The organism is Methylomonas rapida (assembly GCF_024360925.2).
Taxonomy (GTDB): Bacteria; Pseudomonadota; Gammaproteobacteria; order Methylococcales; family Methylomonadaceae; genus Methylomonas; species Methylomonas rapida.
This window is the reverse complement of the sequence record NZ_CP113517.1, coordinates 985,868-999,430: the sequence shown is the minus strand read 5'-3', so window position 1 is coordinate 999,430 and position 13,563 is coordinate 985,868. Positions and strand designations below refer to the sequence as shown.

Below are 13,563 nucleotides of genomic sequence, written 5' to 3'. Positions count from 1 at the left end.
CTTCTTGTTTTCTCTATAGCGATCATTTAATGGCAACCGATCCTCGCTTGCATCCCGCCTTGACGCCCGCCGAACTGACCGTCCTATTTCAAGCCGCGATCGATCAGTCCTATAACGCAGTGGTGATTACCGACGCACAGCCCAGTCCGGCAGGCCCCTTGATCGTCTATGCCAATCCGGCATTTTGTCAGATGACGGGTTATGCCTTAGCCGAACTCATAGGAAAATCGCCGCGCATATTGCAAGGCCAGGATACCGATGCCGGGGTGATCGACCGGCTGCGCGAGTGTTTGCGGGAAGGGCGTTTTTTTGAAGGATCGACCATCAATTACCGTAAGGACGGCACGGCATACGTGGTCCAATGGAACATCTCTCCGATCCGCGACGCGGACGACAACATCACTCATTTTGTCTCGGTACAGCAAAATATCAGTGCCATGATTGCGGCGGAACAGGCGCGCGACTTGCTGGCCACGGCATTGAATGACTCGCCGGATGCGATCTTGATTACCGATCATCAATCGAAAATTGTGTTCGTCAATCAAAGCTTCCTGGATTTGACCGGCTATACGCAGGAAGAAACCCTGGGCAAAACGCCCGCCTTGTTACATTCAGGTGTGCATGACGCGCGTTTTTACCGCGATTTATGGGAAACCTTGCGCAAGGGTAAAAGTTTTCGTTATGTGTTTACCAATCGCCGCAAGGACGGCAGCTTGTTTCATGCCGAGGAAAGTATCGCCCCGGTGCGCAATGCGAAGGGCGAAATCACCCATTTCGTCAGTTTCAGCAAGGATTCCACGGCTAGGGTCAACGCCGAACGGGAGCTGAAGGAACAGGCGACCAAAGACCCCTTGACCGGGCTGTGGAATCGGCGCAGCGGCGAAGTCATGCTAAAAAGCCAGCGCGCCTCGGCAAATGCGATGCATCAACCCTTTTGTGTCATCATGGCCGACATCGATCATTTCAAGCGCATCAACGACGGTTTTGGCCACTCGGTCGGCGACAGAATCATCGTCAACACCGGCAAAATTCTGCAAGCCAAGGTCAGAAATTGCGACGCCGTGATACGCTGGGGGGGCGAGGAGTTTTTGCTCCTGTTGCCGTATTGCGAGTTATCGGCCGCACTGGAAATCGCGGAGCGTATTCGCCTGGCGGTTTACGAATACGATGACGCTCAAGTAGGGACGTTCAGCTTGTCCATGGGCGTTGCCGAAGCCCTGCCAGGTCAGGATATTGTCGACTTGATCGATAATGCCGACAAAGCTTTATATCAAGCCAAGGCAGAAGGGCGAAATTGCGTGCTCTCATCACAACCCTAGAAAAGAGTCGTTGACCTTGTAAAACACTTTTCGCCCCTCACTTATCGTCCCAAGCGCTGTTCCAGCTCCAATATCCGCTGCGTGGTCTTCAGCACGGTATCGGGATTCAGACTCATCGAGTCTATGCCGATTTCGACCAGATACTCGGCCATTTCCGGATAATCGGACGGAGCCTGGCCGCACAGGCCGGAATGCCTGTTGTTGCGGCGGCAGCCTTCAACCGCCAGCCTGATCATTTCTTTGACGCCGGGGTCGCGTTCGTCGAAGTCGTGGGCGACGATTTCCGAGTCGCGGTCCACGCCCAAAGTCAATTGAGTCAGGTCGTTCGAGCCGATCGAAAAGCCATCGAACAGTTCGGCAAAGGCGTCGATGCGAATCACGTTGTTCGGGATCTCGCACATCACGTAGATTTCCAGGCCGTTTTCGCCGCGCCGCAAGCCGCATCGAGCCATGTAATCCAACACCTTTTCGGCCTCTTCGACCCGCCGGCAGAATGGGATCATCAGCACCACATTGGTCAAGCCCATCCGTTCCCTGACCCGCTTCATCGCCGCGCATTCCAACGCAAAACCTTCGGCATAGGCCGGATGCACGTAACGGGAGGCGCCGCGAAAGCCGATCATCGGGTTGGCCTCGTCGCGTTCGAACCAGCGTCCGCCCAACAAAGTGGCATATTCATTGGTCTTGAAATCCGACATCCGCACCACCACCGGCTTGGGATAAAAAGCCGCCGCAATGGTGCCGACGCCTTCGGCCAGACGCTGAATGAAAAACTCTTCCGGCTTTTCATAACCTTCGGTGAGCTGCCGCAGTTGTTCCAGTTCGCCGCTGTCGGCGACCTTTTCCGGATGGATCAAGGCCATCGGATGGGCCTTGATATATTCGGTGATGATGAACTCCATTCTGGCCAGGCCGACGCCGTCGTTCGGCAAGAAGCTGTGCTTGAAAGCCAGTTCCGGATTGCCCAGATTCAGCATGACCTTGGTTTTGGGGCGCTGCATCCGCGACAAATCGGTTTGCAGCACCTCGAAATCCAGCCTTCCGGCGTAAACCTTGCCGACATCACCCTCGGCACAACTGATCGTCACCAGGCCGCCGCCCACTATCGCATCGGTCGCATCTTCGCAGCCGATCACGGCCGGAACCCCCAATTCACGGGCGATGATGGCGGCGTGGCAGGTACGACCGCCGCGGTTGGTGACGATGGCTGCGGCCGTTTTCATGACCGGTTCCCAATCCGGCGTGGTCATGTCGGCCACCAGCACTTCGCCAGGCTTGAAGGTCGACAAGTTGGCGACACTGGTAATCACCCGTGCATTGCCGACCGCGATCTTGCTGCCGACCGCGCGGCCCTTGGTGATGATTTCGCCTGCTTGCTTGAGTTCGTATTGTTCCAATACCGTACCGGTGCGTTGCGAGGCCACGGTTTCCGGCCGCGCCTGCACGATGTACAAACGGCCGTCCAGACCATCCTTGGCCCATTCCATGTCCATTGGCCTACCATAGTGGTTTTCGATTTTTATCGCATAATCGGCCAAGGTCAGCACGTCGGTATCGTCTAGGCAGAAATGACTGCGTTCGGTATTGGACGTCGCCACGTTGCGGATGGGTTCGTGGGTACGACCATCGCTGTAGACCATCTTGATCTTTTTCGCGCCCAAGCCGCGACGCAATACGCAACGGTGACCGTCGGCAAAGGTGGGTTTGTGTACGTAAAACTCGTCGGGATCGACCGCGCCCTGCACGACATTTTCGCCCAAACCGTAGGCGGCCGTGATGAACACCGCATCCTTGAAACCGGATTCGGTATCCAGCGAAAACATCACGCCGCTGGCCGCCAAATCGGAACGCACCATTTTCATGACGCCTATCGACAGACTGACCTTGAAATGATCGAAGCCCTGGACGATGCGGTAATGAATCGCCCGGTCGGTAAACAAACTGGCGAAGCAGCGCTTGCAGGCATCCAGCAAGGATTGGCCGCCGCGGATGTTCAAATAGGTGTCTTGCTGGCCGGCGAAGCTGGCGGTCGGCAAATCCTCGGCCGTGGCGGAACTGCGTACCGCGACGGTCAGATCGTCGCCATACTCTTGTTGTAATTGCGCGAAAGCCGCCAAAATCTGCCGCTGCAACGCCTCGGGCAACGGCGCCGCATAGACCAAGTCGCGGGCTTGCTGGGCGCGTCTTGCCAAATCGGCGACATCGTCTGGATCGAACCTGTCCAACAGCTCATGCAGTCTATCCCAGGCATGGGCTTGATCCAGCATATCGCGATAGGCTTCGGCGGTAATCGCAAAACCGTTCGGCACGATCACGCCTTCCGTGGCCAATTCCCGATACATTTCACCGAGCGAGGCGTTTTTTCCGCCAACCAGCGGAATATCCTGGATAGTCAGTTCATTGAACCAGCGTATGTATTGATGGGATTGAGACATGGCTGCGCTCCTTGGCTTATGATGTTATAAACCTAAAAAATAGTTGGCGTATCTGGAATCCGTTCGTGCCGCGCCCTTCGACTAGGTTCGGGGCGAACGGGATTTAGCATGCTCAACTGATTTTTTAGGATAAATCGGCATAAGCATAGGCCAAATACTTGGCATGCGTGAACGGTACGCAAAACTTTTTAAATCCGCTTGGCCTTGATTTGGCGGTTGCCGTCATATTTACCAACGATTCAACCTAGAAAAATCATTTGATCCACGAAACATACGAAAATCACGAAAAGTTTCAAATAGCTATCACACCTAGAGCAGCACCGGACAGTTGAATCGATAAGCTTCATAATGCAATGATTTCTTTCGTGTATTTCGTGATTTTCGTGGACTTACTACCGTTTTCAGGTTCAAGCAGGCACGGCACACTCACATGGCACATTCCGACTATCTGATTGTCTGCATCGTGGCAGTGTCGGTCATGATTCAATGCGCGGCCGCGGCGATGGCGATCCGCCTCATCGAAATTACCGGCAAACGCGCCGCCTGGGGGCTCATTGCGGCCGCGCTGGTTCTGATGACTTTGCGACGCATCGTGCCGCTCTATCGTTTATTCATTGGCGATACAGCGTTTCCACCCGACCCGTTTAATGAATCCATCGGGTTGTTGTTGTCGCTTGCCATGGCCTTAGGCATCGCCCGGGTAGCGCCTTTGTTCAACGAACGTTTGCAGGCCGAAGCGGCCTTGCTTCACCTGAACCGGGAACTCCGCGCCATCAGCAACTGCAACCAGCTCTTGATGCGGGCCAAGGATGAACAAAGCCTGTTGCAAGGTATTTGCCACATCATTTGCGCCGAAGCCGGTTATCGCATGGCTTGGGTGGGCTATGTGGAACATGACGCCGCCAAACGTGTCAGGCCGGTCGTCTGGAGTGGCGCCGAGCATGGTTATCTCGAAAACGCCGACATCACCTGGGCCGATACGAAACGCGGACGCGGCCCGACCGGCACCACCTCGCGTACCGGAGTAACGACTTGCATCCAGGATTTTTCCAGCGAACCGCTGGCAGCTCCTTGGCGCGAGAGCGCCTTGCAGCGTGGTTATCATTCCAGCATAGCCCTGGCTCTCAGGGATGAAAACGCGGACATATTCGGCGTGCTTACCATTTATTCGTCCACTCCCAACACCTTCACGCCCGCCGAGGTCAGACTATTGGAAGAACTTGCCAGCGATATGGCTTTTGGTATCAATGTGCTACGCAACCGCATCGAACGCAAACAGGCCGACGCCGTCCGCACCCAGCTGGCTGCAATCGTGGAATCCTCCAACGACGCCATCATCGGTAAAACCTTGGACGGTATCATCACGCACTGGAATCGAAGCGCCGAGAAAATCTATGGCTACAAAGCCGACGAGATTATCGGTCAACACATCACCACATTGGCTCCGCCTTCCCTGCACACCGAAATACGCACACTGCTGCAAAAAATACGCGATGGCGAGACCGTTTCCCACCATGAGGCCAGCCGCATCCGCAAGGACGGCACACCGATCCATGTCGCGTTGACGCTATCGCCTATCAAAGATGCAACGGGCGCCATCACCGGCATATCCACGATCGCCAGGGACATTACCGATCGCAAGCTTGCGGAGGAAAAACTCAAACGTAGCGAGCAAGGCCTGGCCGAAGCCCAGCGTATCGCCCACCTGGGCAACTGGGAACTGGACTTGTTGCGGAACAAACTGCACTGGTCCGACGAAATCTACCGCATCTTTGAAATCGACCCCGAACAATTTCAAGCCTCTTACGAAGCCTTTCTAAACCTCATCCACCCCGAGGACAGGGAGCGAGTCGATACCGCCTATACCGAATCCGTGCGCCATCACAGGCCGTATGACATCGAACACCGCCTGCTGATGCCCGATGGCCGCGTCAAGTATGTCAACGAAAAATGCGAGACTCATTACGACGCGGCAGGAAAACCCATACGCTCCACAGGCACGATCCATGATATCACCGAACGCCACATCGCCCAGTTGGAACTAGCCAAGTTGAGCTTAAAGAACAAGCTCATTCTTGACTCGGCCGGCGAAGGTATTTATGGACTCGACAGCCATGGCCGCTGCACCTTCGTCAACCCCACCGCGGCGCTATTGCTGGGCTATGTCGCCGAGGAGCTACAAGGCCAGCCTTTTCATCAGATGTGCCACCATAGCAAAGCGGACGGCACACCGTATGCCGAAGATAGTTGCCCGGTGCATTCGGCTTATACCCGCGCCGAGGTTTGTCGCGGTCGCGATTTTTATTGGCGCAAGGATGGCGGCGGTTTTCCCGTCGAGTTTGTCAGCACGCCCATTCAAGTGGACGGCAAACTCTCCGGCGCGGTAGTCGTGTTCAGCGACATCACCGAACGCATGCGCGTGGAAGAAGAACTCAGGCGCTACAAAGACCACCTGGAAGAAGAAGTGCAACAGCGCACGACGGACCTGGTGCTTGCGCGCAATGCCGCGGAGGCGGCCAATCAGGCCAAAAGCGCATTTTTAGCCAACATGAGCCATGAATTGCGCACGCCGTTAAATGCGATTTTGGGTTTCTCCAACATGATGTGCAAAGATCCGCAATTATCGGAAAAACTGCGGCAAAATTTAGACATCATCAATCGCAGCGGCGAGCATTTGCTGACGCTGATCAACGATGTACTGGAAATGAGCAAAATCGAGGCCGGCCGCGTGCAACTGGAAAGCGCACCGTTCGATTTGGGCGGCATGGTTCGAGACGTGACCGACATGATGCAAATACGCGCCCAGGAAAAAGGCCTGCGGCTTTTGGTCGACCAAGACTCGAGATTCCCTCGTTACATTTTTGGCGACGAAGCGCGCCTGCGGCAAATATTGATCAATCTGCTGGGAAATGCGATCAAATTTACCGAACAAGGCGGCGTGACCCTGCGCCTGGGGGCCACGAAAAACACGCATTCCCATCTTCATATCGAAGTCGAGGATTCGGGTCCCGGCATTAGTCCGGACGATCAAGCCCTTATCTTTGAGCCCTTTATCCAGCTCAACGAACAGGGCGCCAACAAGGGAACCGGCTTGGGCCTGAGCATCACGCGCCAATTCGTGCAGTTGATGGAAGGCAGTATCAGTTTACTAAGCCCCCCCGGCAAGGGTTCATTGTTCAGAGTCGATTTACCGCTGCACGAGGTACACGAAACAGAAATCAGCAAACCGACGGTAACCGACAAAGGCGAAGTCATTGCTTTGGAGCCTGGCCAGCCTGAATACCGCATCCTGATCATTGAAGACCAGCGTGACAATCAACTGTTGCTGACTCTGCTGATGGAATCCATCGGCTTGAAGGTCAAGGTGGCCGAGAACGGCGAAGAAGGCATTCGCTTGTTCCAGCATTGGCACCCGCATCTGATCTGGATGGATAGACGCATGCCGGTGATGGATGGCGTGGAGGCAACCCGCCGCATCCGTGGGTTACCGGGCGGCAAAGAGGTAAAAATCGTCGCAGTGACCGCCTCGGCCTTTATCGAGCAACGCAGTGAGTTGCTGAACGCGGGCATGGACGACTTTGTGCGCAAACCTTACCGCTCCCATGAAATCTATGAATGCCTGTCCAAACAATTGGGTCTCCGCTATGTTTATCGAAACATGCCTGTTTCCGAAGAACCCGCCACGCAATTGACGCCGGAAATGTTATCCGTTTTGCCAGACGCTTTAAAAAACGAGATGATAGAGGCCCTGCAAAGCTTGGAAACAGAGCGCATCGCTCAGGCCATACAACAAGTAGCCGCGTACGACCCAGCGTTACAAAAAATACTGGAGCGCTTGGCCGAATATTTTGATTACCCCAGCATTCTCAAGGCACTGCAAACATGATGGGACTCCATGAGCAATAAAGGCAACATCCTTGCCGTAGACGACACCCCCGCTTCCCTGAAATTATTGGCCGACCTGCTGGCCGAAGAAGGTTACCAGGTGCGGGCGGCCCTCAGCGGCGAACTGGCGCTCAATGCCGCGATCAACAATCCGCCCGAATTGGTATTGCTGAACATTTGCATGCCGGGGATGGATGGTTTCGAAGTGTGCCGACAACTCAAGGCGAATCCGAAAACGCAGGGCATCCCGGTCATCTTCGTCAGCGCGATTTCAGAGACAGTGGAAAAAGTGCAAGGCTTTGAACTGGGCGCCGTTGATTTTGTCACCAAACCGTTTCAGCGCGAAGAGCTGGTGGCCCGAGTGCGCACGCATTTGGAATTCAATCGTCTCCGCAATCATCTGGAAGAAATGGTCGTCGAGCGGACCCTGGAACTCAGGGAAAATCTGCTCGATTTCGTCACCGCCATCGCGGCCACCATCGAAGCACGCGATCCCTATACGGCGGGGCATCAGCGGCGCGTGGCCAATCTCGCCACCGCCATCGCCAGAGAATTGCAATTGCCGGCGGAACAAATAGAAGGGCTCAAGCTGGCCGGCGTTGTCCATGATATTGGCAAAATTCGCGTGCCCGCCGAAATACTCTGCAAACCCGGTCGCCTGGATGAATTGGAATTCAACCTGATCAAGCGACACTCTCTCACCGGTTACGAAATCCTAAAATCGATCAAATTCCCCTGGCCTCTTGCCGAAATCGTATTGCAACACCATGAACGCCTGGACGGCAGGGGCTATCCTCAGGGCTTGAAAGGCGAGGAAATCCTACTGGAAGCCAGGATTCTGGCGGTCGCCGACGTCGTCGAATCCATGGTTTCGCACCGCCCTTACCGCGCCGGCCTTGGCGTGGACACGGCACTGGCCGAAATTTCCCGCAATAAGGATGTCCTTTACGATGCGCGCGTTGTGAACGCCTGCCTAACACTGTTTCAAGAGCAAGCCTACCATTTGCCGGACTGAGTCGATCTTGCTCGCCAGCCTGAAAACGAACGCCTAACCCAATTTCGTCAAAAATAACTGCCGCATTTTACTTCCTCGTCCTCTGTTGGGTGAGTCAAAACAAGTTCCTTCTCCCTCCGCATCCGCGAGGCATAAACCTAAAAACATCAGTAGTCCACGAAAAGCACGAAAGACACGAAATAAAACAGATGGTTACGTCACTTGATTTAGTTACCCGCAAAGTGTCGGCTTTTTGAGCAATAAGTTTTTGAAACTGTTCGTGATTTTTGTGTATTTCGTGGACCAAATGATTTTTATAGGATAAAGAAAAACCACAGGGAGTATTTCTGACCATATCCTGAGCATGAATTTTGCCCGCTATTGGCTGAGAAGATTTTCCAAATGGCTGATCAATTCATCTCTTACCGAATAGAGTTCGGTCAAACGGCGTTTTGCCTCCACGGTTTTGCCAGTCGAGTGCAGTTCCACTATTTCTGTGGCAATGCCATGAGCCTGCCGATGCAAATGGCTAATGAGCGGCGCTACGGTATCTTCCGGTATCAACAGCCTTGCCACGGTGCCCGACAGCCACACCCCAAAACGGCAAGATTGGTAATCAAGCAGTGGCGGGGGTTGTCCTTCGCCTTGCAGATAATCTTCGATCCCACGCACCCATGCCCGATGCTCCACAATCGCAAACAGAATCGTCAGACGGTCCCCGCTGATCACCGGTATTTGCGATAACGAGGTGTCGGGTTGCCAATTATCGAGCCAACGTGGAATCTCATTTGCCGGCATCGGCCTGGCGATGTAATAGCCTTGGGCAAAATCGCAGCCTAATTGCAGCAGTTGTTTGCAATGGCCATGCGTTTCCACGCCTTCGGCGATGGCTCGCCGGCGGAAAGCGCTAACCAGACCCAAAATACCATCAAGAATCGCCAGGTCTTCCGGATCGTCCAACATGTCACGGACAAAACTTTGATCGATTTTGAGCACGGCGGCCGGTAGATTTTTCAAGTAGGATAGCGACGAATAGCCGGTACCGAAATCATCCAGCGCAAATGACACCCCCATCCTGGCGCAGGCCGCAATCACCTGGGAAACCCTGGCGAAATCCTCCAGTGCGCTCGTTTCCAACACCTCCAATTCCAGCCGCTCGTTTGGCAAATCAGGATGCGCGGCAAGCCGCTGTTCCAGCCGGACGACAAAATCTGGCTGCTGCAACTGCTGAGCGGAAACATTGACGCTGATCGATAGATCGATCCCCTGGCTGCTCCAGGCTTCCAGTTGCAACAAAGCCGTATCGAGCACCCAATCCCCTACCCGCAACCCCAGACTGTGATTTTCGATCATGGGCAGAAACCGCAGCGGTGGCAACAGGCCGAGTTCAGGATGTTGCCAACGAATCAGCGCCTCGACACCGAAGACCTTGCCTCGGCGCAAATCGACCTTCGGCTGGAAATACAACACAAACTCCTGCTGCTCCAGAGCCTGACGAATACGCTCCAACTGTTCATGGCGGCCGCGCTCGTTACGGTCGATTTCGGGATCGAACAGATGGTAGCGGTTCTTGCCCGCCACTTTAGCCTGATACATGGCCTGATCGGCCTGGCGCATCAATTGGTCGGGATCGATATCCTCTTGTTGAGGGTAGAAACTGATACCCGCGCTGGCTGAAACGCTCAGTTCAACGCCATTGATCAGTGTCGGTTCCGCCGTAGTGTCGATAAGGCGTTGAATCAACGGAATGCCTACATGGTTGTCAGTCAAATCCACCAGTACCGCCACGAACTCGTCGCCGCCCAATCGGGCAATGGTATCGCCCTCTCGCAGCGCATGTTTCATGCGTTGCGAAACTTGAACAAGCAATTGATCGCCCATATGATGCCCATAGCCATCGTTGACGGCCTTGAAACCGTCCAAATCGATGTAGGCCACGGCAATTTGCAGGTTGCGACGCTTGGCCTGCGCCATGGCGTGGTGCAGGCGGTCGGCCAGCAGGACACGGTTGGCCAGACCCGTCAGCGGGTCGTAATGGGCAATGAGCTCCAGTTGCTGCTGACTGGCCTTTTGCAGGGTAATGTCGGAAAACATCGCCACATAATGTTGCGTGCAACCTTTGGCGTCGCGTACGGCAATGATGGTCAACAGCTCTGCATACAACTCACCATTCTTGCGGCGGTTTTTTATCTCGCCAAACCAGTAACCTTCCTCCAGCAAGGCGGCCCACATAGCCTGATAAAACTCGCCCGACTCGAGACCGGACTGAAAGATTCTGGGGTTTTGCCCCAACACTTCGTCGCGGTTAAACCCGGTAATTTCGCTAAAAGCTCGGTTCACGTCGACGATCTCGGCATTCGGGGTGGTAATGAATATGCCTTCTCGGGCATGGCTGAATACACTCGCCGCCAGTTGCAGTTTTTCATCCGCACGCTTGCGTTCCGTGATATCGAGGACTATGCCCAACGCGCTGATGATCGAGCCTTTGTCGTCGCGGACAAATTCGGCTCGCTCCCGCACCCATCTCACCTGGTCGCCTACCAGAATCCGGTGTTCGATTTCATAAGCCTCGCCCGCCTCAGCCTTGTTCCAGGCATTCAGCACCCGGTCGCGATCACCCGGATGAATGAGTGAGGCAAATAAGTCCAGATCCACCGGTTGCCCCGCCTGAATGCCGAACATCCGGTAAGTTTCCGCCGACCATTCCAGTTCCTTGGTTTCCAGGTTAATCGTCCAACTGCCAACCTTGGCAACTCTTTGCGCAAACGCCAACTCGTCGCGCGAGCGTAGCAGTTCGGCTTCGGCGCGCTTGCGCTGCGTGATGTCGATCGATATGCCGCACAGTGCATAAATATGTCCTTGGTGATCGCGCAACGGCAATTTGGTGGTCTGAAAGATTGTCGTCTCGGCATTACCGCGAATCGTCAGCATCTGGTCGGACTGAATGGACTCACCGTGTTCCAGCACACAGCGTTCATTGTCCCGGATGAGTCCCGTTGAGGGGGCTTCGAAGAATTTTTCATCGCTGAAGCCAATGATCTCGTCGATGTCGGCTTGAAAAAGTTCTCTTGTAGCACGGTTGGCAAAAAGATAGCGCCCTTCGGCATCCTTGAGATAGATTAAACCATCGACATTATCCAGAATGGTGCGTAACCTTTCTTCGCTGGCCCTCAAAGTGGCTTCGGCCTGCTTGCGTTCGGTAATGTCTTGCCCGGCACTGAGGCAACAGGTGATCCGCCCGGTTTCATCAGCGACATAGGCATTGCGCCAAGAAATCATGCGCCGACTGCCATCGCGCAGCAGGATTTCATTGTCCATAAAATAGACCTTTTCCTTGCTTCCGGCCATGATCCGGATGAAAAGCGGATAAAACTCCCGCCCCCCTTCCGGCTGCGGCAAGCAGCGCGTAAACCAGGACTGCCCCAGTAATTCGGCTTCACTGTAACCCAGCAAATCACAAGCGTAACGGTTGATCATCATGATATGCCCATGAGCGTCCAGAGCCAGCATCATGCTTTGAATGCTATCCAGATAATACTGCGTCCGCTCTCGTTCCCTGCGTTGTTCCGCATTGGCTGCGGCCAATGAGCGATTGCGCCGCGCCACCAGCAACAGCAAGAAAAAGATGATGAGCAATGACGCCATTACAACCAGGATGAGAGCCTGGTATTGGCGCCAAATATCCCGCCAGCTGATTTCCTCCGCCTGATCGAAAGGCGGCAGGTGCAATTTGCGGCTGATGTTTTCCACCGGCAAATAATCAGCAGGCGGCGCAAATCCGCCAATGCCCGCGGCCCGCGCCACGGAATGATCTCCTTCCAACTGCAGCAGGGCGGCGGCGACCTTGCGGATATGCTGACTATCTACGTGGGGCATGGCGACAAAAGCCCATTCGGGATAAAGGCGCGTGGACGTCAGATAAGGAAAATCCGGAAAATGCAAAGGATTGATCACTCGCAATAACGCCGGGTCGAGCTTGCCTTCCGCCGTCAATTCCTCGATCAAGCCGGTGCGAACAAAACCGACGTCCACGCGTCCCGCCAGAATCTCCGCAACCACGTTGTCATGCGCGCCAACCTCTACCCACTGAGCAACCATGGGCAATTTGATACCATTTTCAAGTAGTTCAAAGGCCTGAGTCTGATAGCCACCGAGGAATTTAGTGCCGGGCGTGGCAATCTTTCGTCCCTTGAGATCGGCAAGCGTCTGGATCGAGGCATTGTCGCTTCGGGCAATAATCACCCCGCCCAAGCTGCTGGTGGGATGCCCGCTTTCTTGACTGATCAAGGTGGCTAATGCCCCGGTCAATCGGTTTTGCAGCCGCAGTAGTATGTAATGCCCAGGCGTGGTAAACAAAAAATCCAATTGTCCGTGAGCGATTTGCTCATCGATTTCATCCATGTCGAGCACCCGGAGCTCGATGCGCGTATCGTTTAGATGCTCGCTCAGATAGTCCGCCAGCGGCTGATAACGTTGTTGTAAAACGTCCTTGGGACGATAGGCAAACACACCCCATACCAAGGTATCGGTTGCCCATGCGGGTTGCTGGACAAAAAGGATCAGCAAAAATAACAAGCAATATTCAAGGAAGCCGCGCATCATGGGGTATGCGTTCCGATCATGCTGCATACAATGCTCACCGGTTTTGACCCGTTTAAAAAAGCAAGCTTGGTTAAAAAAAAGTGAAGATGAACCCTAGCATCGAACGGCGATTTTCTCTCTTACATCCACCATTATCCAGAAAGGCTGGATTGCCTCTTTATGGCCGGCATTTATTGGAAACATGTTTTTTGACGGTCTTTTTAACAAAAACTTAACCCCCAGACCCAAGCCAAAATTGAATCGGAATTTCAGGCCTATCAACATTCAAACCCGATAGGGGAGTACTACCGCTTTGGAAACGCAACGTTTTTCTGGTCTGTCAAAATTG

At 54.3% G+C, this 13,563-nt stretch carries 5 protein-coding genes; 3 read left to right on the top strand and 2 right to left on the bottom strand.

Annotated features, from left to right (window positions below; all coding sequences use genetic code 11):
• Window positions 1-29 precede the first annotated feature (29 nt).
• Window positions 30-1,319: a sensor domain-containing diguanylate cyclase gene (locus tag NM686_RS04745; protein WP_255186734.1), complete on the top strand. Its 1,290-nt coding sequence runs from the start codon at window positions 30-32 to the stop codon at window positions 1,317-1,319.
• A gap of 41 nt (window positions 1,320-1,360) precedes the next feature.
• Here the strand turns inward: NM686_RS04745 and ppsA are convergent, their stop codons facing one another.
• On the bottom strand, window positions 1,361-3,754 hold the full coding sequence (gene ppsA / locus NM686_RS04740) for a phosphoenolpyruvate synthase (RefSeq protein ID WP_255186733.1): 2,394 nt from the start codon (window positions 3,752-3,754) through the stop codon (window positions 1,361-1,363).
• A 430-nt stretch (window positions 3,755-4,184) separates the two neighbouring features.
• Here ppsA and NM686_RS04735 point away from each other — a divergent pair, with 430 nt between their 5' ends.
• Window positions 4,185-7,640 carry a PAS domain S-box protein gene (locus NM686_RS04735; RefSeq protein WP_255186732.1) on the top strand — a complete coding sequence of 1,152 codons (3,456 nt, stop codon included), beginning with the start codon at window positions 4,185-4,187 and terminating at the stop codon, window positions 7,638-7,640.
• Between the two features lie 9 nt (window positions 7,641-7,649).
• Window positions 7,650-8,654, top strand: coding sequence for an HD domain-containing phosphohydrolase (locus NM686_RS04730; protein WP_255186731.1), 1,005 nt, complete (start codon window positions 7,650-7,652; stop codon window positions 8,652-8,654).
• Between the two features lie 357 nt (window positions 8,655-9,011).
• Here the strand turns inward: NM686_RS04730 and NM686_RS04725 are convergent, their stop codons facing one another.
• Window positions 9,012-13,262 (bottom strand): EAL domain-containing protein, encoded by a 4,251-nt coding sequence (locus tag NM686_RS04725; RefSeq protein ID WP_255186730.1) that lies wholly within the window; start codon window positions 13,260-13,262, stop codon window positions 9,012-9,014.
• Window positions 13,263-13,563: the final 301 nt, after the last annotated feature.